This window comes from Streptomyces sp. DT2A-34 (assembly GCF_030499515.1).
GTDB lineage: Bacteria > Actinomycetota > Actinomycetes > Streptomycetales > Streptomycetaceae > Streptomyces.
The window spans coordinates 4,415,262-4,437,079 of sequence record NZ_JASTWJ010000001.1; the positions used below are offsets into that span (position 1 = coordinate 4,415,262).

The 21,818-nt window shown below is 66.4% G+C and carries 19 protein-coding genes; 14 read left to right on the plus strand and 5 right to left on the minus strand.

Annotated features, from left to right (window positions below; translation table 11 throughout):
• Positions 1-109: 109 nt before the first annotated feature.
• Entirely contained in the window at positions 110-1,348 is a 1,239-nt protein-coding gene (locus QQM39_RS19440) for a helix-turn-helix domain-containing protein (protein ID WP_301998289.1), read from the minus strand.
• Positions 1,349-1,771: 423 nt separating this feature from the next.
• Here QQM39_RS19440 and QQM39_RS19445 point away from each other — a divergent pair, with 423 nt between their 5' ends.
• Positions 1,772-2,506: an HAD family hydrolase gene (locus tag QQM39_RS19445; protein ID WP_301998290.1), complete on the plus strand. Its 735-nt coding sequence runs from the start codon at positions 1,772-1,774 to the stop codon at positions 2,504-2,506.
• Between the two features lie 17 nt (positions 2,507-2,523).
• Here the strand turns inward: QQM39_RS19445 and QQM39_RS19450 are convergent, their stop codons facing one another.
• Positions 2,524-3,168: a DUF6886 family protein gene (locus QQM39_RS19450; RefSeq protein ID WP_301998292.1), complete on the minus strand. Its 645-nt coding sequence runs from the start codon at positions 3,166-3,168 to the stop codon at positions 2,524-2,526.
• Positions 3,169-3,623: 455 nt separating this feature from the next.
• Here QQM39_RS19450 and QQM39_RS19455 point away from each other — a divergent pair, with 455 nt between their 5' ends.
• The 3 genes from QQM39_RS19455 to QQM39_RS19465 all read left to right on the plus strand — a co-directional run bounded on the left by QQM39_RS19455 (position 3,624) and on the right by QQM39_RS19465 (position 7,639).
• Positions 3,624-4,595 carry an EcsC family protein gene (locus tag QQM39_RS19455; RefSeq protein WP_301998293.1) on the plus strand — a complete coding sequence of 324 codons (972 nt, stop codon included), beginning with the start codon at positions 3,624-3,626 and terminating at the stop codon, positions 4,593-4,595.
• A gap of 828 nt (positions 4,596-5,423) precedes the next feature.
• Positions 5,424-7,166 (plus strand): group II intron reverse transcriptase/maturase, encoded by a 1,743-nt coding sequence (gene ltrA / locus QQM39_RS19460; protein WP_367668928.1) that lies wholly within the window; start codon positions 5,424-5,426, stop codon positions 7,164-7,166.
• A gap of 83 nt (positions 7,167-7,249) precedes the next feature.
• Entirely contained in the window at positions 7,250-7,639 is a 390-nt protein-coding gene (locus QQM39_RS19465) for a hypothetical protein (protein ID WP_302003642.1), read from the plus strand.
• 106 nt (positions 7,640-7,745) lie between these two features.
• On the opposite strand, the gene QQM39_RS19470 is transcribed toward QQM39_RS19465, so the two are convergent.
• Positions 7,746-9,287 (minus strand): LacI family DNA-binding transcriptional regulator, encoded by a 1,542-nt coding sequence (locus QQM39_RS19470; RefSeq protein WP_301998295.1) that lies wholly within the window; start codon positions 9,285-9,287, stop codon positions 7,746-7,748.
• 380 nt (positions 9,288-9,667) lie between these two features.
• Between QQM39_RS19470 and QQM39_RS19475 the strand changes: the two genes are divergently transcribed.
• Genes QQM39_RS19475 through QQM39_RS19510 form a run of 8 tightly spaced genes read left to right on the plus strand, consistent with a single transcriptional unit; the run spans position 9,668 to position 18,396 of the window.
• Complete coding sequence (locus QQM39_RS19475; protein WP_301998296.1) at positions 9,668-11,029, plus strand: glycosyltransferase family 4 protein; 1,362 nt, start codon at positions 9,668-9,670, stop codon at positions 11,027-11,029.
• Entirely contained in the window at positions 11,026-12,018 is a 993-nt protein-coding gene (locus tag QQM39_RS19480; protein ID WP_301998298.1) for a D-2-hydroxyacid dehydrogenase, read from the plus strand. The genes QQM39_RS19475 and QQM39_RS19480 overlap by 4 nt, the downstream gene beginning before the upstream one ends.
• A complete protein-coding gene (locus tag QQM39_RS19485) occupies positions 12,005-13,126 on the plus strand; it encodes a radical SAM protein (protein WP_301998299.1) in 1,122 nt (373 codons plus the stop codon). The genes QQM39_RS19480 and QQM39_RS19485 overlap by 14 nt, the downstream gene beginning before the upstream one ends.
• Positions 13,123-14,223, plus strand: coding sequence for a hypothetical protein (locus tag QQM39_RS19490; RefSeq protein WP_301998301.1), 1,101 nt, complete (start codon positions 13,123-13,125; stop codon positions 14,221-14,223). The genes QQM39_RS19485 and QQM39_RS19490 overlap by 4 nt, the downstream gene beginning before the upstream one ends.
• Before the next feature lie 15 nt (positions 14,224-14,238).
• The gene (locus QQM39_RS19495) at positions 14,239-15,054 is read left to right on the plus strand and encodes a radical SAM protein (RefSeq protein ID WP_301998302.1); all 816 of its coding nucleotides are present in this window, start codon (positions 14,239-14,241) and stop codon (positions 15,052-15,054) included.
• 23 nt (positions 15,055-15,077) lie between these two features.
• A complete protein-coding gene (locus tag QQM39_RS19500; RefSeq protein ID WP_301998304.1) occupies positions 15,078-16,805 on the plus strand; it encodes a carbamoyltransferase C-terminal domain-containing protein in 1,728 nt (575 codons plus the stop codon).
• Complete coding sequence (locus QQM39_RS19505; protein ID WP_301998305.1) at positions 16,802-17,407, plus strand: HD domain-containing protein; 606 nt, start codon at positions 16,802-16,804, stop codon at positions 17,405-17,407. The genes QQM39_RS19500 and QQM39_RS19505 overlap by 4 nt, the downstream gene beginning before the upstream one ends.
• The gene (locus QQM39_RS19510) at positions 17,404-18,396 is read left to right on the plus strand and encodes a glycosyltransferase (RefSeq protein ID WP_301998308.1); all 993 of its coding nucleotides are present in this window, start codon (positions 17,404-17,406) and stop codon (positions 18,394-18,396) included. The genes QQM39_RS19505 and QQM39_RS19510 overlap by 4 nt, the downstream gene beginning before the upstream one ends.
• Before the next feature lie 11 nt (positions 18,397-18,407).
• Here the strand turns inward: QQM39_RS19510 and gltX are convergent, their stop codons facing one another.
• Positions 18,408-19,775: a glutamate--tRNA ligase gene (gene gltX / locus QQM39_RS19515; protein WP_302003643.1), complete on the minus strand. Its 1,368-nt coding sequence runs from the start codon at positions 19,773-19,775 to the stop codon at positions 18,408-18,410.
• 191 nt (positions 19,776-19,966) lie between these two features.
• Here gltX and QQM39_RS19520 point away from each other — a divergent pair, with 191 nt between their 5' ends.
• Positions 19,967-20,197 (plus strand): hypothetical protein, encoded by a 231-nt coding sequence (locus tag QQM39_RS19520; protein ID WP_301998309.1) that lies wholly within the window; start codon positions 19,967-19,969, stop codon positions 20,195-20,197.
• A 15-nt stretch (positions 20,198-20,212) separates the two neighbouring features.
• Positions 20,213-20,707: a hypothetical protein gene (locus tag QQM39_RS19525; protein ID WP_301998311.1), complete on the plus strand. Its 495-nt coding sequence runs from the start codon at positions 20,213-20,215 to the stop codon at positions 20,705-20,707.
• A 222-nt stretch (positions 20,708-20,929) separates the two neighbouring features.
• On the opposite strand, the gene QQM39_RS19530 is transcribed toward QQM39_RS19525, so the two are convergent.
• The gene (locus tag QQM39_RS19530; protein WP_301998313.1) at positions 20,930-21,487 is read right to left on the minus strand and encodes an ATP-binding protein; all 558 of its coding nucleotides are present in this window, start codon (positions 21,485-21,487) and stop codon (positions 20,930-20,932) included.
• Between the last annotated feature and the right edge of the window lie 331 nt (positions 21,488-21,818).

Sequence of the window (21,818 nt, forward strand, 5' to 3'; positions counted from 1 at the left end):
GGAAAAGGCCTCCTCACCACTGCGTGTGAAGAGACCATTCCATTCAGCAAGCTGTCCTGCGCGGACAGTCTGTCCGTGGGCTCCGCTCACCAAAGCCCTTGACAGAAGCTCAAGTTGTGCTAATGCCCGTCCAACTACCGAATGTGGAAAGCTCGTTGGAGGGGTGGGAGTCCATCCTGAGCAGCGCGGCAGTGGTCTCGCGAACGGACGGGTGGAAGCGCGTGTGGTTGGGCGCAACCTTCCGTGCGCGCTTGAGGTCCGCGAAGGCACCATCCCGGTCATTCTCCGCGAGCTTGGCAGAGGCCACGTCGATGAAGTGGTGGCTCGATCGCTCACCGACGGTCGTACTGGGCGGCGCCCACTCACTGCCGGAGACCGGAGACCATTCGACGAGGCGAGCGAGGGCCTGCTCAGTGTCGCCCGTGTCGATCATCGCGTGCACCTCATGAATGCGAATGTTCGTCGGGCCGAACGACATCTCGTACGCCAGGGAGTCGCGATTGCCGGCCATGGCCGCGACCTGCTCCGCCTCCCTCAGGTAGTCGTCGGCGCGTTCGGCGTTGTTCTCGCGGGCTTCGAGAACGGCCAGCTTCAGCAACAGCGCGCCGTCGACGGCAAGCGCGTCCTCCGTGAAGGAGCGTTCCGGCTGGAACCGCTCCAACTCGGTCCGCAGCCCGAGGAGCTTGCGGCGTGCCGGCGAGTACGCTCCCTGGCGCAGCATCGCTCCCGCGACGAGGTAGCCAGCCGTGAACTGCATCAGCGGGTCGCCGGAGCGGTCGGCCGCCCAACGGACGCGTTCCAGCGCCGTGTTCGACAGGTCGTGGTGGCCCATCTTGTGGGCCAGGGAGTTCACGGCGCGGTAGGCGCGTGCCAGGTGCCAGAACGCCTTGGCGCGGTCGCCGTTGTCGCCGCCGAGGGCCACGTGCGTCAGCTCGGTGATGATCGGCGGCAGCAGGGGGCCCATCGGGGCGTAACGGGCGTCGCGGCGTAGGGCCGCCACCTGGTCCACTTCCGAGGCGAGCACGGGAAGCGCCCGCGGAGAGATCTCCAAGTCGTCGGGGCTGTCGTAGCAGAGCAGGAGACGGCGGAGTTCGGGTATGACGGCGTGGACGCCGTCCTCCGCCTCCGGCTCACCGTAGTACGGCTGACCGGTCAGGACCTCGGGGCCGAAGCGCAGCGCCTTGGCGAGGGCCAGCACCAGCGACGGGGAAGCCTTACGCGCGCCCGACTCCAACTTCTGCACGTAGCTCGGGGAGACCGCGACCTTCTGTGCCAGTTGGGCGGCAGACAGTTTCCGTGTCCTACGAGCGATACGGAGACGGTCTCCCAGCGTTAGGTTTTCACTCATCGGTGGACCTGTCCCTTCGCGATGAAGCACTTCGATCAGAGTACGGATAATGTCCAAGCCTGCGCCCTTGGTCGCCAACTGTTAACAGAGCCGATGGCCCCGCGCCCACGACGTGGACCCGCGGCACGGGCCCGAAGCAGTTCGCCGTTCCCTCCTGGGCCTCCGACTGCATGTCCCGAAACTGGGCATATCGCAATGAAGCAGGCGCGGGATGAGTAAGCTTTTCACCCTTCAGTCAAGAGGTGGGCGTCGAATTACCTACGGACAGATTGTCCGCGCGATTCCCGCGCATGCCGGAAACCTGCCTTCGCTATCCGGCTGCGGACAGTAGCCAGGCGCTCACGTCGACATGATGGACGTGTGAACCCGCGTACGCTCGCAGCCACAGGGTGGTCCCGCCCGGTCGAAGGCAAGGAGTCGGGAGTGGCTGAAGCCGAACGGTCCCTCGTGTTATGGGACATCGACCGCACGCTGCTGTACGTCGGAGAGATCGATCGGCAGGTCTACCGCGAGACCTTCGCCGAGATCGTCGGGCGCCCCGCGGAGCGACTTCCGGCCCGGGGAACCGGCGTCACCATGCCCCTCGCGATCCGGTCCCTGCTCCTGGACAACGGCGTGCCGGAATCGGATGTCCCCCGACTGCTGCCGTGCATGGTCAAACTCCTGCCGGAGCGTCTCGCCGCGCATCAGGAAGACCTGCGCGAGCAGGGCGTCCTCATGCCCGGCGCCGTGTCAGCCCTGAAGGCGGTGCTCGAGCAGACGCACTTCGTGCCGGCCGTCGTCACGGGGAACCTCAAGCCCAACGCGCTGTTGAAGCTCGAAGCGTTTGGCCTCGACGCCTTCCTGGACACCGAAATCGGCGGGTACTCCTCCGACGACGAGCACCGTCCGGCCCTCGTTGCCATCGCGCAAAGGCGAGCTCAGGCCAAGCTCGGGGCAGTCTTCGCCCGCTCCAACACCGTCATCATCGGAGACTCACTCGAAGATGTCCGCACCGGAGTCGAAGGCGGCGCTTCGGTGATCGGCATCGCGTCCGGCAAGACCACCGCCCGCGAACTGGCCTCAGCGGGAGCCGACGCCGTACTCGACGGTCTTGAGGACGTTCCGCAGCTCTTGGAGGAGATCACGACAGTGCTGCGTACTTCCCCCAAGAGGTGACAGCCGATCAATGAGGACTACAACTCCCCGCGTTGTGCTGCGCTCTCCTCTCGCCGCCTTTCCACAGCACCTCCGCCGGAACGCGCTTGGCCGAGAAGCATTCGCGGTCGGGCCTCGGGCCGGTGTGCGGGATGCCCGAGGGAGTTACGCAGCCGGATGCCGTTGAACCCGCAGGTACTGGAGATGACGGTCTCCCAGTACGGCCACAGGATGTCCAGAACCCTCAACTGGATGCCGGACTCGGCGTGCAGGGCGAGGAGGTCACCAACGGGCTCGGGTGGCCCCAGCGGCTCGATGGGTTCCTCCGCGACGTGGGCGCGCGGGACGGGCTCTCCGATGGGGCGGAAGGGCTTGGAGTCGAACCGGTAGGCATAGAGGCGAACATTGCGGATCTCCTCCAACCAGTCGTACTCGATCGCGTGCACTCGATCGCCCCCGCCCGGGCCGATGATCCGCTCGCGGTCCGACGGGGACGTGTTGGGCGTCACCCAAGCCATTGCCCGAGGGCACTGCTTGGGGAACCAGTAGTCGGGGGCACGGACCGCATCGACGGCCCAGACGAAGGCCCCCTGGTCCTTCGACGTCGGGGAGACGCGCGGGACGAAGCGGGTGATGGTGGGGTCCTCGGAGAAGTGCAGTACCTGTCCAGGTTCTGGCCGCATCGGGGCATGGTAAGTCGACATGCGCAGTGCGCGCCTTCCGCATCTCCAGGTGCGCCGCTACGGGGTATCGAAATGAGCCGCAAGGTGACCGGTACGGGAAGCGCCGGGGGAGCCACTCTTCCAGACTATGGAAATGATCAAGAGTGAGGGCTCGTCGACAAGAGCCCTCCATCCGACCTAGCCGACGGTGTACGGACGCCTCAACGAGGCCAAGGGCCTGCCCCCACCAAAAAAGAGGAACAAGACCAGAATCACGAAACCTGACTGCTACTTTGCGGCAGAGGTGAGTTACTAACCCCGCAGGTGGCCGGTGCAGTCGACTTTGGACATCGACACCTGCGCAGCGGCTTCACCCACGTGTCAGCTGGTAGGGCATCGCGTCCCCAGCGATCACAGCGAAACGGAGAACCTCGGTGAGCACTTACGCCGGCCCACTCGTCGACGGTCCAACCTCGATGAGCGCATACGAGGGGCAGGTATGGGACACGCTCAACGAGCACTGGCAGCGCCGCAACAACCGCCGTGGCCTGCCGAACTGGGCGAGCGCCGCGCTCGGTCGCACCGGTGAGGTTGCGGGAAACGCCGCGAGACGGGTCACGGACGCTGTTCCAGAAGCGGTCAAGGAACCGATCCGTCGCGCAGGAGACGCGGTCGCCGACAAGGCCATGCAACCGGCGCTCGCAGGCGCGGCAGCGTTGCTCGAACTGGTCAACGACTGGGCCATGGAACTCAACGACCCGAAGAACGTCGAGAAGCTCGCCCGCAAGCGAGGCTTCGAAATCGACAGTTTCACCGAACTACAGCAGCAGGACCTCAAGGTCTGCGACCGGCTGCTGACCCGCAACACCCTCAAGTGGCGGACCACCGGCGCCCTCGAAGGCGGCGCCATGGGCCTGCTGGCCATGGTCCCCGTTGCCGGCATACCCGTCGCGATGACAGCGGACATCCTCGTCGTCCAAGTCCTGAGCGCGTCGATAGCAGCGCGCATCGCGTACTCCTACGGCTACGACGCCAAAGACCCCAAGGAGCAGGACTTCATCCAACGCCTGGTACAGCGGTCCTTCATGGCACAGGCGGCCAAAGCCAAGCCTTTGCGTGATGCCGCACGGGCGGCCGACGCGGTCAAGGGACGCATACGGTGGTCACAGAAGCTCCGCCAGGACCACCGCCTCCTGGCCGCCCTTGAGAAGTTGATGCAGCAGCTGGGCCCGGCCGGCTCCAGAGTGCCAGTTCAAAACGTCGCAAAAGTCGTGCCGTTCGTGGGCGTCCTCATCGGTGCCGGCATGAATTCCGCCGTCCTCGGCAGGGTGGCTGCCGACGCCCAGCGGTACTGCCAGACTCGATTCCTGTGTGACAAGTACGGGCTGCCGCTGCCGGCCGCACTGGCGACCGACCCGGACGACGACCCTCAGACCGACGCCACGTAGGTGATGGCCGGTGGGTCCGCGATGCAGCCTTTGCGGGTCCCCACTTGCGGGCGAGCACCCGCGCCCAGTCAGGTCGTGCTTCGCCATCGCGTTCTCGTCTCCGCAGGAACCCCTTGGACCACACCGCCAGGAGGAACCAGGTGCGACACGAAGTCGCTGAAAACTAGAGGGAGTTGCAATGAGAGTACGCGCCTCCCCCGGCCCGTGACCAATGGTCGGTCCCCAGCCTCGGGTGCGTCTGCGGTAACGCGGAGGTGCTGAGCCGAGGTGGTCAAGCTCAAGGGTCCGGTGGGCCATCACCGAGCCACAAGCGAAGGGGAATTCCGGGCGGGCGAACGAGAGTAAACCCTTGTATTTACGGGTCGTGATCCTGACACCGCGTCAATGGTCGGAAATCGGCGGTGACAGCTCCCGGCGCTGCAAGGCGTCACACGGCGTAGTCCCTTGAGCAAGGGACGTGGGGATCTGGTCTCCGTGCGTAGGTCACCGTGGGAGTCGGCTTAAAGAGGGCACCCAATCCGGAAGTATCTAGTTTCAGTGGAACGTGGAAACCCCGTATGGGTCCGGAAGTCAACCGGTAAGTCGGAGGCAACGAAGACAGAAATCCCGTGCGGGAACAGGATGGTCCAAGAAGCGAAGGCCGTCAGAGCGAAAGCTCGGAGGAAAGGCCAGAATTAAGGAGCTCTCTCCTTCTGGCTATAACTCGGCGGATACCAGTCTGGTGACTGGACCCGAAAGGGGGCCCACGTGGACCAGGTAGGCCATGTAGGTACCAAGGGGCAGAGACTTGCACCGAAGGGCAAGTTGGACAGAGAGAGGAGGAGGAAGTTGTCCCGTACGACGCCAGTCCTCTCGATGAACGGACCTTCGGGCGACGCTGAATTCTGGGCCAGCATCGACTGGCGATCAGAGGAAGAGTCTGTAAAGCGACTGCGCCAGCGGATCTACAGGGCTGCGAGGAAGGGTAATCTGAAGCAAGTCCGCAATCTGCAAAAGCTCATGCTGCGATCCAGGGCGAATGCCTTGACAAGCGTTCGTCGGGTGACTCAGCAGAGTACTGGCAAGAAGGCAGCGGGCATCGATGGGATTGTGGCACTGACCCCGGAGAAGCGCGGGCAAATGGCAAGGAGAACTCTCACCTCGCCAACTTCCGCCGCGAAGCCCGTTAAGCGCGTGTACATCCCGAAGGCCACCGGAAAGACCCGGCCGCTCGGAATCCCCGTCATTCAGGATCGCGTCAACCAGGCAAGGGTGAAGAATGCCCTGGAGCCGGAGTGGGAAGCGCGTTTCGAAGGGCGGAGCTACGGATTCCGTCCCGGCCGCGGTTGCCAAGACGCGATTCAGGCGATCTTCACGGTGGCTGCCAAGAAGCGCTCCAAGCGGCTCTGGGTCCTCGACGCAGATCTGTCGGCAGCCTTCGACCGCATCAGTCACGACCACCTCATGGACTCGATCGGCCTGTTCCCAGGCCGGCGGCAGATCCAGGGTTGGCTCCGGGCTGGGGTCATGGAGCAGGGTGTCTATGCACATACGACTGAAGGCACGCCCCAAGGTGGTGTCGTGAGTCCGCTGTTGCTGAACATTGCCCTGCATGGGATGGGAAATGCTATTGGTGCCAACCTGCCACAGGGCGGCATGAAGAAGAAGCATTCCCCGGCTCTCATTCGGTACGCTGACGATTTCGTGGCGCTCTGCGCCACGGAAGAGGAGGCATGGGATCTTAAGACCAAATTGACGGATTGGCTGGAACCGAGAGGACTCGCCTTCAATATCGAGAAGACGCGCGCCGTCCACCTCGAAGAAGGTTTCGACTTTCTCGGATTCAATATTCGTCGATACAAGGGCAAGATGCTCATTAAGCCGAGTGAGGACGCAGTTCGACGTGTCAAGGAGAAGATCAAGGACACCATCCGCGCCTATCGCGGATTACCAGCGGAACGGCTGGTTGGTGCCCTCGCTCCTTTGGTGCGAGGTTGGTCGACTTACTACCGACATGTTGTCTCGACAAAGATCTTCAAACGGCTTGACGACTTCATGTATAAGGCTTTGCGGCGATGGGCGCACTATTGCCATCCCAATAAGACCAGCCGATGGATTCGGGAAAGATACTGGGGTCAGTTCGAGGAAGGTCGAGGTGACAGGTGGGTGTTTGGCTCTCGGGCTAAGCGTCTGCCAAAGTTCGCCTGGACCAAAATTGTCCGGCACGTCATCGTCAAGGGAGACGCCTCCCGAGATGATCCGGAGCTGGAGAGCTACTGGAGAAGTCGATCCCGGAAGCGGCTACCCGAGATTGAATCGAAGCGGATTCTAACTCTGGCGGCCCGCCAGAAGGGACTGTGTACCAGATGTGGACAGGACCTGATCGAAGGCGCGGGGTACGACCCCGACGATGTTAACGATTGGGCAAGGTGGTTCACAGCCCGATATCGGGGCATCCACGTGCACCACCTGACTTACCGCAGCGCGGGCGGCTCACACCGCCTCAGCAACCTGGAGGTCGTACACACGCTATGTCATCAACAACTCCACGCAGTGGACCGCAAGAAGAACACCAAGTCCGAGCGGCCGTAGGCCCGCTTGAGCCGTGTGCGGTGATGAGTCGCACGCACGGTTCTGAGGGGGCCGGGGCGCAGCAATGCGCCCCGGCTACCCGACTGTCATACCCGCAACCGCTCACCCCCGAGGAAAGGCTCGCCGACGCGAAGAAGCAGCTGAGCCTCCCGCGTATCGTCGTGATCTGCGGCTCCACCCGTTTCATGACCGAGATGACCGAGGCCGATCTGCGGGAGACCAAGGCCGGAAAGATTGTCGTCAAGCCGGGTTGCGACATGAAGTCGCCGCACGAACTTTGGTCCGATCCTGTCGAGGCCGAGGCGCTGAAGGTTCGACTCGACGATCTGCACCGGGCGAAGATCCGGCTCGCTGACGAGGTGCTCGTAGTCGGCGACTACATCGGAGACAGCACCCGAGCCGAAATCGCCTACGCCCGGTCGCTGGGCAAGCCCGTGCGGTTCACGCACCCCGAAGTCGACCCCGAGGCCTGACCGCCCACCCCCCACACCCTCCGCAGGCACCCCTTGGAATTGATCACCTAGGCCGGTTTGGGGTGTGCTCCGACTCAGCGTGTCCTTCGGTTGTCCGGTCAACACCTCACTGGGATCCCCAGCAACACCTGCGGGCCGAACCCCGCCATCGCGATCGCCCGCAGGATACGGATCGATGGCGAGGAGATCGCGCCATGGACGCGCGTTCGCGCAGGAGATCGTTGAGCACCCGCACCGGAGACGTCGGGCACAGGGCCAGCCGGGCGTCGAGCGCCGTCTCCCACTGCTCGGTCAGTCCGAGCATGAGGCGTTTGCGCATCCCGGGGGTGACGTGGGCGTAGCGCGCCGAGACCGAGCCGTCGATGTGGCCCATGCGTTGGTCCATGAGGACCTTCTCGGTGCCCATGTCCTCCATCACGGTCCGGTGGGTGTGGCGGAGGCCGTGGGGCGTGAGGCCCTTGGCGATCGGGAGCCAGCAGGCTTCGGCCCGGTCGCCGGCGCCGCGTCCACGGGTCGGCACCCCGGGCCACGGCTCGCCGAGCAGCGGTACGGGGCGGGCTTCCTGCGGCGCCTTCTTCGGGTACCAGCCGGAGACCGCCGGGGTGAACAGCCACGTCGCGAAGCCGTTTCGGCGCCAGTGGGCTGAGTGATCCGAGACCGCTCCGCCCCGCACGAACCCCAGGTCCGCGATGGCCTGCTCCACCCTCACCCGCTTGGCTTCGGTGACGCGGTCGGGGTGGTTGAGGACGTTGGACACCGTGCCCGTGGAGACTTCGGCACGCAGTGCGACGTCGACGAGCTTGGCGCCCCGGTGGCCGTCGATGCGAGTCGTGCCCTGCCCGCGGAAGACGTAGGTCTTGCCGTGACACGGGCAGGGTTTCGGCTTCGTGCGGGCGACGTGGTTGGCGACCAGGGCCGACAGCCAGTCCATCGCGTCGATGCTGCGGTAGCTGTCGTCCTTGGGTGGGCAGCGCACCAGCTCGCCGGTGTCGAGTTCGTACAGTTGCCACTCGACGCGAACGGAGCCGGGGCGCGCGAACTCGGTTTCCAAGCCGACGATTTCGCCCCAGCGCATGCCGGTGTACCCCTTGAGGACGACAGCGACGAACTCGTCGTCACGACCGGAGAGCAGGGCGGCCCGCTCTGCGGTCAGCAGGATGCCGAGCGCGTCGGTGACGACCTTCTCCGGACCGCGGTAGCGGGAGTGGCCGGCTCGTTTTCCGCGTCCGCGCCGTCTGGCGGCCGGGTTGGTCGTGATGAGGCCCTCGTCGATCGCGTCCTCGAAGATCACGTGGAGCGTCGAGCGCCAGGTCTTGACGCTGGAGGCCGCGTACACGGCCCTCTCCTTCTTCTCCCAGAGGCCGACGTCTGTGCGCCGGATGTCGGCGAGCGCCTTGTCCTCAAACTCGGGAAGCAGGTGCTCCTCGATGTGGCGCTTGTAGTTCTGCATGGTCGAGGCGGCCAGGTCCTGGGCCTCGTACCAGCGGTTCGCGTACTCGCCGAAGGTCCCCTGGCCGAGCGCCGGGTCGCGCCCGTCGCCGCGCCCGCCCTTGTCATCGGCCTCGGCCGCCGCCCGTTGCGCCTCCCCTCCCCGGCGATGCGGAGCGTGGGCATCTACGTCCTCCTCCCGCGCGAACTCATGGCTCATCCAGGCTCTCCACGACACTCGAAGGCCAACTCGACACACCAGAGAAGATCACGCGAAGAGACCGAACAAGGTCACACGAAGGGTGCGGAGATCAACAGAACAGGTTTGCTGGCGGTTCCCTGTCGGCGACGTGTGAATCAGCCGCCGTCGACACTCGGGATCCCTCAACGCTCCTGCAAATAAAGCCTGTTGCCGTCAAGGGGTTGTCAGCGAATTCCTGCGGACACTTTGTCCGCTCGCCGCGCTCGCGTAGTGGAATCGTCTCTTCACGCTCCGTTGCACGAATCTCCGACGGACCGCACCACCCATGCGCGACCCAGGTGCCTCTCTGCCCGAGCCCCCGTTCTCCCCCGCCTATCCCGCACTGGAGGAGTGTTCCCATGGCAGCCCGTACACGCAGTTCCCAGGGCGTGGCCCCCGTTCCGACCAGCGAAGCGATCCCCCCTCAGCGTCAGAGCGGCGCCAAGGGGTCCGTCGGGCCAGCCACAGCCACGGTCTCGCTGAAGATCGCCGTCGCACTGCACGACGGCTACTACGGGTGCACATCGGGCACAGGCTTCAGCAACAGGGCCTTCCTTGAGGTGCTCACGCGGACAGTGCCCCGAGGACGCCTCCTGGTCATGCCCGTTCACATCTCACGCTCCGACCCCAGTTACGACCCCACGTGGGTGGCCAAGACGGAGGCAATGCTGCGGCAGGCCGAGGCCGAGGTCGTTCCTGTTCCGGGTGGCCGAGCGGCGACAGCCGCCCTCGCAGGCTGCGAAGCACTGTGCGAGCGGGTCACGGAAACCGCCCGGGCGCGCCTTGCCGATGCGTCCATGGCCCAACTGATCGGCCTGGACATCCCCTTCCTCGGGCTCGGACCTCACCAACGCGCCGACGATCCGTTCAGCCTCCTTCTCCTGCCCCGGTCGACGAGCGAACTCGCCTCACCGGAAGACCGGCGACGCATCCGCTGGGAGCACAACGGGCTGACGGCGGCGGTCCGTGGCGGTGCACGCGTCGCCGCCATCTCGCACCACATGCGCGGCCATCTTGAGCAGGTCTACGGCATCCCGCGACACGCGGTGGTCGATCTCCCCAACGGCCTGCTCCTGAGCGACCACGAGAACGTGGCCCCGGCTCCGCTGCCGCCGCAAGCCGAAGCGGGGTTCCTGCTGGCCATGGGCCGGGCGGTGGAGAGCAAGGGCTTCGAGGATTTGCTGGAAGCTGTCCGCATCCTCGGTACGGAGGGCGAAAGTGTGCCGCACCTCCTGCTCGCGCCCACAACGCACGCGGAGACCCTGACCCGCTACCAACGGCGACTCCAGGCGATGGTCCGCGACTACGCAATCGACGCGACGTTTCTCCCGCGGTTCTCCCCTCGGTACCGCTCGTGGCTGCGGAGCCCTGCCCTCCAGGGAGTGGTGGTGCCTTCGCGAGCCGAACCGTTCGGGCGGATCCCCCTCGAAGCGTTCGCCTCGGGAGCCGCGCCGGTGATCGCAACTCGGGCGGGCGGGCTCACGGAGACCGTCGTCGACAGGGTGACCGGGTTCACGGCGGAAGCTCGTGACCCCATGGGCCTCGCCCATGCGATCAGGCGGGCGCTCCATATCAGCGCCCGAGAGCGTGAGCAGATGCGTGCGCGCGGCAGGGCGCTGCTCACGGCCCGGCACGACTACGAGGCCGCGGTCCGCTCCTACCTCCGCCAGTACGCCCCTTGGGCAATGGCGCTCAGCGCCTCCTCGAGGAGTGGAGCGTGACAACCACCGCACTGGTCGCCCTCAACTCCCCTTATTCCTTCTGGCAGTTATCCGATCGGCACGCCGAGCAGTTACGGTCCGCCTTTCCTGACGTCCGCTTCCTGGTCGCCCACGAACACGGCGTCCCTGTCGAGATCCGTACCGCTGACGTCTATTTCGGCTGGTCCTTCGACCGGGAGTGGCTCGATGCCTCCCCACGGCTCCGCTGGACGGCCACCCCGTCCGCAGGCGTCGATCACTGGCCGGTCGCCGCGCTCGATGCCGCGGGCGTCACGCTCACCCGCGGGTACGGCTACCACGGGAGGCCGATGGCCGAGCACGCGATCGGCCTGCTTCTCGGCTTCTCGCGGGGCCTGTTCACGAGTGCACGGCTTCAGACCCGGTCCGTCTGGTGGAAGGACGACCTCGCCGCCAGCTTCTTCGACCTGCACGGCGAGACACTCACGATCGTCGGCTGCGGCTCCGTCGGCATCCGCCTCGCCGAGGTGGCGCAGGCCCTCGGGATGCATGTCATAGGCGTACGGCGCAGCCCTCCTCGCTCCGAACCCGGCGGGATCGAATGGGTGCCGACACACCGTGTTCGTGAAGCACTCCCGCGCTCGCGCGCCGTCGTCAACCTGCTTCCCGCGACCTGCGAGACTCACGGTTTCTTCGACGAGAGCACCTTCAAGGCGTGCCGCCCCGGGACCGTTTTCATAAACCTCGGGCGGGCCAGCACCGTCGACCACGACGCGCTCCTCGACGCACTGGACACCGGCCCGCTGGCCGGCGCCGCCCTCGACGTGCAGCCGAGCAAGCCGCCAGCGCTCGACGACCCGCTCCGCCACCATCCGCGGATCGTGCTCACACCCAAGAGCGCGGTCTTCAGCCACGCCTACATGGACCGGGCAGTCGCCTTCTTCCGCGACAACCTTCGGCGTTTCCTCACCGGCCAGCCCCTCAACGGCGCTGTTACCCCAACTCACGGAGGGCCGTATGACTTCCACTGATCAGACGTTGTCCAGGATCGACCTGTTGCGACTGTTCGCCATGACTGGTCGGAACCACCCGTACATGGCACTCACGCTGAACTCGCTCTGCAATCGCGACTGCGTCTTCTGCAAGCCGCGGTGCATGCCCGACTACGGGCACAAGGACGAGACGCTCACCGTCTCCGACTACGCGGACATCGCGAACGAGGCCGGCCTCTGGGGCATCCGCAAAGCACACTGCTCGGGAGGGGAGCCGACGCTGCGTGCCGACATCCTCGACATCATCGGGGCGCTCTCCACCGGTCTCGGCGACCAGGCGACCGTCGGTATGACCAGCCACGGCAACCTGCGCCGCGGCCTGACCGTGGACGCGCTGCACGATGCCGGGCTCACGTACCTGAACGTCAGCCTCCACAGCCTCGATCCCTCGCGGTCCTCCGAGATCATGGGTGGCGGCGATTCACGAATTACCCGTGCCACGATCGACCGAGCGCTCGAACTCGGCCTCAAGGTCAAGATCAACTGTGTACTTCAGCGGTCGTATCTGGATGACGCCTTCGGTGTCGCGGAACTCGCCAAGCAACTTCCCGTCGCCGTACGGCTGATCGAGTTGCAGCGCATCGGGCCGGCGGAGGCGCTGTTTCCCACCGAGTTCGTGCCTGAAGCGGAAGTCCGCGAACGCCTCCACGCGTGGTTCGAGAAGGCCGGCGAGGTCTCCCGCACCGAGTTGGGCGTGCGAAGTCCTGGCCGCTATCTCCAGCCGCCCGGTTGGGCCGGCTCCATCGGATTCATCTCCAACTCCTCCTGCGCCACCTGCTCCGATGCCAACCGCATCAAGATCACACCGACCGGCATCGCGAGGCCCTGCATCCTCCACAACCGGGACATCCCCCTGAAGCCGCATCTTGCGGACGGCACCATGACCGACGCCTACGCCCACCTCTTCCGCGCCATACTCGAGCGCGACAGCAACGATGCGTGGCAGGGCTTCCACTACGTCGACTATGACCTGCGCTGGGACCGCCTGGAGCGGCCGCAGGGCGTGCCCGTGCTTCCCCTGTTGCCTGTGGCCGGTAGTACGGGCGGGGGCTGCTCGCTTCGCCGACCCGCAGAGGAGGCCGAGTGACCACGGCCCGTCCCGTCTCGTCGTACGCGCAGCTCGGCGTCACCTACGCCGAGCAGTTGGCCGCCGAGGGTGTCGCAGCAAGCATGCTCACGCACAAGTGGCAGGCCAACGACCTCATCGAACCGCACTCGGACATGGACATCCGCGTCATCCTCGACCAGACCCCTGACTCGTGGTGGGGGTGGAACGAGCGGCTGGCCACCGCCCATCACCGGGCGGTACTCCTGGACCCGGCGCACAGCCGACTACTCGAACACCCGCCCGGGTTCGCGTTCACCGTCGGCGACCTCGACCGGAACCACGTGTCCCCGGCCGAGATCTCCACCTGGAGCCTGATAACGGGCAACGCGGCCACTCTCCGGCGGTGGAAGTCCCGGGCGCAGATGATGCCGTGGAGCCGCGCGGACGAGAGGTTCTACCGCGGGATCCTCGACGCACGGGTTGAGGGCCGCTACCAACTCGACAGGGACAGCACCGACAACGTCCACCACGACCTCGACGGCTACAGAAAGCACTGCATCATCTGGCACTACGTGGCGCCGTGCTGGTTCGCGTCGGCGGCCCTCGCCATGCGCACCCGCTACCCCGGGAAGACCGCGGCACTCAACCAGTGGCACCCGGGCGAGCTCGAATCCCATGCCGAGGAGTTCCTTCACCTGTCCGCCACCACCTCGGATCCGGGCCCTTCTCCCACGCAGGTACTGCGCACGGCCCACATCACCGTGGACGCGGTACTGCGCCACACACCGCCCCCCAGGCCGCTGCCGGAGGGGTCGGAGGCGGCATTGGCGGCCTGGATCACGGCCGCCGGCATGCTCCGCGTGCGCGTCGCACGCTGGATCTACTACCTGAACCCGCCGCCGGGGACCGCGACCGATTACTTGATCGCTCGCGAGGAGAAGGAACTCCGTTCCGCCCGGAACACCTTGACCCGCCTCGCCGACCGAACCTCCGGTGATGACGCGCTGCTCGTGAAGGCCATGACGGCACTGCTGCGACGAGGCCCGACCACGGCAAGGACCCTTCGCGACCTCCTCGCCCTATGGGGTCGTCACCGCTCCGTCGTCGAAGACTTCCTCTCCGCCCACCCCGCGTGACCAAAGGGGCCCCTCATGACCTCCTCCTTCGTGCTTTCTGGTACCCGAAGGACCCTCAAGACCGCGAAGATCAAGATCACGACCAAGTGCAACCGCCACTGCGACTTCTGCATCTTCGCCGAAGGCGGCCAGGGCGAGAACATGCCGCTGGACACGTTCAAGCAGGTCCTCGACCGCCTTGGACAGATCCCGTTCCGCCAGTTGCACATCAACGGCGGAGAACCCACCGTCCACCGCGACTTCGGCGAGCTCAGCGGCCTGGCTCGTGGCCGTTTCCCGGACCAGGTCATGGTGCTCGGCTCCAACGCGATCACCCTAGCCCGCAACGAGCGCCTCCTTGAGGCGACTCTCACGCACTACGACCAGGTCCTCATCGGCTGCGACGAGGAGCACGACAACTACGACGAGGTCCGCGCCGTCATCCCCGTACTCCGGGAAGCCGGAAAGACCGTCGTCATCAACAGCGTGCTGGAGGCCATCGCCCCGGACCGCCTCGGGCAACTGGCCGCCTTGTGCGACGAGCATGGAGCCATCCACGTCACCAACCACGTCCATCACATCGACGTCGGTCAGCCGGCCAACGATCTCGGGGGACTCTGCGACCGTAACGTCGACCAGCACCTCATGATCGAGGTCGACGGCGACTGCTACCGATGCTTCAACGCCATGGCCAAGAACGACAGCGAGTTCACGGTCTGGGACGACGACTTCGCCGCCAAGGTCTTCGCGCCGCGCCGTAAGCACTACGACTTCTGCCTGAAGTGCCACGAGTACAGGGACTCGGGTCTTCAGGTCGTCCCCGCCCTCGCCCGCCGCACGGCATCCGTCTGACCACCCTCTGCCCGGAGGTCCCCATGCCCGCAGTGCTTGGCCTGAACTTCCACCACGACACCTCCGCCTGCCTCGTCGTCGACGGCCGCATCTACGCGGCCGAGGAGGAGCGATGGAGCGGCATCAAACACAACCGCACCACACGCAAGGGCATCCTCACCGTCCCCACCGATGCCCTCGACTGGTGCCTGCGGTCCGCCGGCATCACCGTCGACGAAATCGACCACGTGTGGACCCCCTCCATGCGACCCGCCCCCCGGCACGGATCGTGGGCGTCCACGGAACAGGCCGAACTCGCCGCCCTGCTCCCCGACGCGCTCGGGCAGCGGCTGAAGCTCATCTCCCACCACACCGCGCACGTCCTGGCCGGCTATCTGCTCTCCGGCGAGGAACACGCCGCCGGACTGGTCATCGACGCGGGCGGGTCCGTCCTCGGCACGGACATCGCGTCGGGACGCGAACGGATCACCGGCTACGACCTGAGGCCGGAAAGCATCGACCGCGTCCACCAGATCACACCGGCCATCGCCCCCGGCCCATCCGGACCCGTGCGCACCCACCCGTCCCTCGGCCACTTCTACCGCAACCTCGCGCTGCGAGTGATTCCGCCGGGCAACGAAGTGGAGGGCAGCATGATGGCCCTCGCCGCGTTCGGTGACCCGGACCGCTACTACAAGGAACTCCGCGACCTCGTCCATCTCGGCGAGAACGGACACGTGCACATCGCGGCGCCATGGGGCTCGTACGACGCCGACACCCCGCTCGGGATCGAAGACGCCGTCTGGACCGCGCGGTCCGCCGACTCGAAGCCGCTTGACGCCCGCGCCGACCTGGCCGCGGCGGCACAGCGGGTCTTCGCCGAGTCCGTCATCCACGTGGCCCGTCACCTGCGCCGTCTCACGGCCGCCCGCACACTGGTCTTCTCCGGCGGCTGCGCCCTGAACTCCCATCTCAACGGCACACTCGCCGAAGAGTCCGGCTTCGAGAAACTCTTCGTCGCCCCGGCGCCGCACGACGCCGGCACCGCCGTCGGCGCCGCCCTCTACGCCTGGAACTACGTCCTCGGGCAACCCCTCCTTCCGACACCCGAGGACGCCGACTGGGGCCCGCTACCCGGCCCCCTGCCCGACAGGGCCCTCGCGGGCGGCTACCGCAGCGTCTCCGGCCTCGGTGAGCGGCTGATCCCCACCGTCGCCGCGCTCCTCGCGGACCACCACGTCGTCGGCTGGGTACGGGGCGGCATGGAGTTCGGACCGAGGGCCCTCGGTCACCGCTCGATCCTCGCCCACCCCGGCAAGGCGGCCACCAAGGCCCGCCTGAACGCCCTCAAACAGCGGGCCGACTTCCGCCCGTTGGCGCCCCTGGCACTCGCCGAGGAAGCCGCCGCGTGGTTCCTCGGCGACGGCGACCCGTTCATGAATCGCGTCGTACACGCCCGGCACTGCAAGTCCGACCGGATGCCCGCGGTTGTCCACCACGACGGAACCGCCCGTCTACAGACCGTGAGTCGAGGGCACTCCGGCGTCCGCCCGCTCCTGGAGGAGTTCCACCGGCTCACCGGTGTGCCCGTCCTCCTGAACACCTCCCTGAACTTCAAAGGAACGCCCATCCTCCGCACCGCCGAACAGTCCGTCACCGCCGCGGTCGAGCTCGGTCTCGACGCCCTGGCCGTCGAGGACACGTTGGTCCTCGCCCCCCACGTGCGGCTCGACACGGCCCTGACGGCCCTCGACGGAACGGACCGCACATGACCAGCACCTCCGCCACGACGAACGAACTCGGCTTCAAGGACTGGCCGGAGCCGGAACGAGCGCGAGGCCGACTCGCCGCGACCCTCGCCACGACGATCTACGCCGGTCACGTCCGTGACCAAGGCACGCCCTACATCAACCACCCAGTGCGCGTCGTGACCGTCCTGAAGGACGAACTCGGCGTCACCGATCCCGAACTACTCATCCTCGGCCTGCTGCACGACGCGCTGGAGGTGGCGCCGTCGGCCGAACGCCTCATAGCGTCCCACCTGGGCCCAGTCCTCACGCGGCGGCTGCGCTCCATGACCCCCGACCACCGGCTGGAGCAGCGCCCCAAGCAGCCGTGGGACTCGGACATCTGGCACAACAAGATCAGGTGCCTCGGCCCGGAGGAACTGCTCATCCGTCTCGCCGACCGCATCGACAACCTGCGCGACCTGCGCCACTCGCCGGCCCCAGACCGCCGCACCCGCTTCCTCGACAGCCTGACCAGCACCTACCTGCCGCTCGCCGAAGAGTCCCGCGACGTGAGCGCACCACTACGAGCCGCGTACGAGGTACTCCACACCGAGTACCGGCAGCAGGCGGAGGCGGGCGGGTGACCCCGGTCCTCCACTCCATGTCGCCGCAGGGCCGCACCGGAGGTCGCGTCTACCTCCGCATGATCCACGAGGTCACAGCCGACTCGATCGAATGGCGCACGGTACCGGACTACAAACGGGCCTACACCGTCCGCCGAGGACGGAAGGTGCGCCACCTCGCCCGCCTCGTGCCCCGCATCCGCGAACTCAGAGACGAGCCGGGCTCGTTCCTCTGGGACGACCTCAGCATCCTGTTCTTCACCCCGGAGATGCGGGCCCGGACGGTCTTCGTCTTCCACCACTACGAGCCGCTGCAATTCGACTCCTGGCCCCTCGAACCGCCGCTGTGGCGCAGGCTCTTCACGGTTCTGCCCCAGTGCCAGGCGGTCGTGTGCGTCGCCCCGTACTGGGCGGCGTTCCTGCGAGAGCGCGGGGTGGACAACGTCCAGGTGATCTACAACGCCTTCGACCTCGCAGAGATCGACAGAGTCCGCGGCATGGACCCGGCCGAATGCAAGGCCCGCCTCGGTCTCCCCCAGGACGAGATCACCGTGTACGCGGGCAAAGCAGTGCACTGGAAAGGCGTCGAGACGGTCGCCACGGCCGTCAAGGGTGAACCCGGGCTTCGTCTCGTGACCACTGGAAGCAACACCATCGGCTCCCCGGGGCACCACTTCGACCTGCCCCGTTCCCGGTACCTCGAACTACTGCGGGCCTGCGACGTCGGAGTCTTCACTCCACGCATGCGGGAAGGATGGAGCCGCTGCGCCGCGGAGGCGCTGCTCCTGGGCATGCCCTGCCTCATCCAGCCGGTCGCCGGACTGGGTGACCTCGCGCGTATGACCGAGCAACCACCCCCGGATCCGCGTCGGCTGGCCCAGCAGATACGGGAGCGGGCAGGCGCCGCGCCCGCTGAGTCGAAGACCGTGTATGAGACGCTGGCCCGCTTCGACACGACGTACTTCCGCGACGCCTGGTCCCGCCTCCTCCTGCAGGCGACGGGACCTTGATCACGAAGTGGTCAGCCGGCGAGCTTCGCCAGAGCCGCGTCGATCCGGGCCAGCGTACGGTCCTTGCCGAGGACCTCCAGGGACTCGAAGAGGGGCAGGCCGACCGTACGCCCCGTGACGGCGACGCGCACCGGGGCCTGGGCCTTGCCCAGCTTCAGGCTGTGCTCCTCGCCGGCGGCCAGGACCGCCTCCTTGAGAGACTCGGGGCTGGCCCAGTCGGCCGCCTCCAGCTTGGCGCGAGCCGTGGTCAGGAGGGCCGACGGGTCACCCTTCATCGCCTTGGTCCAGGAGGCCTCGTCCTCCACCGGCTCCTTCAGGAACAGGAAGTCGACGTTGGCCGTGATGTCCGACAGGACGGCCAGGCGGGTCTGGGCATGCGGCGCGATCGCTTCCCAGGCGGCCCGGTCGAAGTCCTCCGGCGCCCAGTTGGCGTACGGGGCGCGCAGCCACGGCTCGCAGGCCTCGATGAACTTCTCCAGCGGCAGGGCGCGGATGTACTCGCCGTTGAACGCGGTCAGCTTCTTGATGTCGAAGAAGGCCGGCGAGGTGTTCACGTCCTCGACGCGGAACTTCTCCTCCAGTTCCTCGTACGGGCGAAGCTCGACATCGTCCCCGGGGCCCCAACCGAGCAGCATCAGGTAGTTGGTCATCGCCTCTGGGAGGAAGCCCTCGGCGAGGTAGTCCTCAAGAGCAACTTTGTCCCGACGCTTGGACAGCTTCTGCCGCTTCTCGTTCACGATCACCGGCAGGTGCGCCCACACCGGGGCCTTCGCGCCGAGCGCCTCCCACAGCAGCTGCTGCTTGGGCGTGTTCGACAGGTGCTCGTCGCCACGGATGACCAGAGTGATGCCCTCGTCGAGGTCGTCGACCACGTTGGCGATCAGGAAGACCGGGGAGCCGTCACCCCGGGCGATGACGAAGTCCTCGATCGCCGAGTTCGGGAAGGCCGGCTCACCCCGAATGAGGTCCACGACGACCGTCTCGCCCTCGGTGGGCGTACGGAACCGCAGCGCGCGGCCCTCGACGTACTCCAGCCCACGGTCCCGGCAGAAGCCGTCGTAGCCGAGGTGCTGCGAGCCGGTCCGCTCCTGGAGCTGCTCACGGGTGCAGTCGCAGTAGTACGCGCGGCCCTGCGCGTAGAGCTGCTGTGCTGCCTCGGTGTGACGGTCGGCGTTCTGCGACTGGAAGTACGGCCCCTCGAAGGCGGGATCGTCCTTGGAGATCCCGATCGACGCGAGCGCGCTGATGATCCCGTCGATCCACTCCGGCTTGTTGCGGGCCGCGTCGGTGTCCTCGATACGCAGGACGAACTTGCCCCCCGACTGTCGTGCGACGGCCCAGTTGTAAAGAGCCGACCGGGCCCCGCCGACATGGAACATTCCAGTCGGGGACGGGGCGAAACGCACGCGTGTGGAGGCTGTAGACATGCGCGCAAGCCTACCGATTGCGGAGGGCTGCTCGACCGCACCTGCCGGAGCGTCCCGCCGCTCGGGCTCTGGGATCCATCGCGTCACAAGATCTCTCCAGAGCGGTGCTCGTCAGCCCGGGCTGAGCGGCGACGATTGCAGACGTGCCAGGCCGTGGCCTCGCTGACCCCGAACTCGGCACCGAGTCGGGCGTACGTGGCTCCACTCTGCTCCCGCATCCGCACAAGATCGTCTTCCTGTTCGTTGGTGAGCGCATTCCGTCCGCCTCGTCCGGTGGCCGGCACAGGAGCTGGATCGGTGAGATGACGCCAGGTCGCCCCCTGTACGGCGGCCCGAACCGTCGCGTACTCCAGATGGAACTTGTCGGCGAGTGATCGCAAGGAAGCACCGTGGGCATGCGCACGCCGCATCTCTCCGACGGTCGCGGCGGCCAGGAGCACGCCTGGCCGACGAAGCTCCCTGGAACACTCCTCGGGCGTCTGATCATCGACATGCACCCAGGTAACTCCACGAACGGCATCATGAACGGTGTTGTAGGGGAGGCCGTTCCTCGTCGCGAGATAGCGCACGGAAGCACCACCGGCGTGCTCACGCCTCAGCCTGCACACATGCTCTTCGTTCAGAACGGTGGGGCTGGGCTGATCCGGATCAGCTGGCTGGGGCCGACTGATCGGTGGTGGATCGTCCACCCGACGCCAGGTGGCCCCGTAGACCGCCTTGGAGAGAGCCCTGCTGCTCACGCCGATCACACGTGCAAGGTGATCTATCGAGGCCCCGTTTCCCACCTGCCGCCGGGCGTCACGCACCAGTTCCGCCGTGAGCACCCTTCGGCCGCCACGGTGCTCTCGTACTGGATCGTTGGAAGGCGTTTCCGAAGCACGTGACGACACGCAGACCTCTCCACTCTCAGCACCTGAGCCGGGCAGGCCGACCTCGGGCCGCAACAACATCACCGTGGAAAGCAATGTACGGCGCGCCGTCCTCGCCGCGATCAGATGTGCGCCCACGTCCGTGTCCTACCCACGGTCTGCCACCCCGCTCGCGGTGGCGCGTTTGCCGACGCTGCTTCCAAGCCGTAGCGGGGTCGGTCGTTGGGGCTCACAGCCTCAGGCAGCTAGCTGCCGTGCCCCAGCACCTGCAGGGATGGACGGTGCCCGCGACTTGGCCTGCGGTTCTATACCGTCCTCTCGATCAGTCCGCCGCGCGACAGCCGCGCCCGAGGACTGAGCACGCGTGGAGTCGTAACCCAGGCTCTCGGTCGAAGGCTCTGGCGCGATCTCGAACCACGTCGTCTTGCCCGGGAAGTCCGGCCGCACTCCCCAGGCGTCCGCCAAAGCGTCAACGAGCAGTAGGCCCCGGCCGCACTCGTCGTTCGGCCCAGCCTCACCAGCGCTCGGCAGCGACGGGTCTACGTCCGTGACTTCGACACGGAGCCGTTCGTCGATCCGCGTCACAGCGATGTCGCACGGAGCATCTGAGTACAGGACGGCGTTGGCGATCACCTCGCTCGCCAACAACTCAACCGTCTCCAGCATCTCGTCCGAGACGGAAAAGCCCAATTTCCCGACCAGTACGGCGACTTGGCGACGTGCGGACGGGACGGCCTCGACAGCAGCCGCGACCGTGAATTCGTGCATCGGATGTTCGGGATCGCAACGCTCCATGACGACACCTCACCTTGGTAGCGACCTCAGTGAACGGAAGCCTTCCATCCGACAAGTGCCGTGTGAGGACAGTCTGTCCGTAGGCAAAGCCCGGCAAGGTACTTGACGTATTGGTTAGTTGCTGCACGAATCAGCGGCTGAGCCGCTACCCACAGGCCAGTGCAGTACCGGTACTCGCGAGTCCTTCACGGTACCCATACCCTGCGAGCCCTTGCATCAGGCGCCATCCTCTCGAATCACGACTGCAATTTCAGCGTCGCCCTCCGTCCGCCGACAGTGCACGGAGGGGGCCCTTCTCACGGTAGAAGCACGCGGTGTGCACCCTGCCAGC

Excerpts from the sequence above, each read along its gene's own strand:
- QQM39_RS19455 (WP_301998293.1), top strand. The coding sequence starts at position 3,624 with ATGAGCGCATACGAGGGGCAGGTATGGGACACGCTCAACGAGCACTGG.
- QQM39_RS19475 (WP_301998296.1), top strand. The coding sequence starts at position 9,668 with ATGGCAGCCCGTACACGCAGTTCCCAGGGCGTGGCCCCCGTTCCGACC.
- QQM39_RS19440 (WP_301998289.1), bottom strand. The coding sequence starts at position 1,348 with ATGAGTGAAAACCTAACGCTGGGAGACCGTCTCCGTATCGCTCGTAGG.
- QQM39_RS19485 (WP_301998299.1), top strand. The coding sequence starts at position 12,005 with ATGACTTCCACTGATCAGACGTTGTCCAGGATCGACCTGTTGCGACTG.
- QQM39_RS19450 (WP_301998292.1), bottom strand. The coding sequence starts at position 3,168 with ATGCGGCCAGAACCTGGACAGGTACTGCACTTCTCCGAGGACCCCACC.
- QQM39_RS19495 (WP_301998302.1), top strand. The coding sequence starts at position 14,239 with ATGACCTCCTCCTTCGTGCTTTCTGGTACCCGAAGGACCCTCAAGACC.
- QQM39_RS19470 (WP_301998295.1), bottom strand. The coding sequence starts at position 9,287 with ATGAGCCATGAGTTCGCGCGGGAGGAGGACGTAGATGCCCACGCTCCG.
- gltX (WP_302003643.1), bottom strand. The coding sequence starts at position 19,775 with ATGTTCCATGTCGGCGGGGCCCGGTCGGCTCTTTACAACTGGGCCGTC.
- QQM39_RS19505 (WP_301998305.1), top strand. The coding sequence starts at position 16,802 with ATGACCAGCACCTCCGCCACGACGAACGAACTCGGCTTCAAGGACTGG.
- QQM39_RS19500 (WP_301998304.1), top strand. The coding sequence starts at position 15,078 with ATGCCCGCAGTGCTTGGCCTGAACTTCCACCACGACACCTCCGCCTGC.
- QQM39_RS19530 (WP_301998313.1), bottom strand. The coding sequence starts at position 21,487 with ATGGAGCGTTGCGATCCCGAACATCCGATGCACGAATTCACGGTCGCG.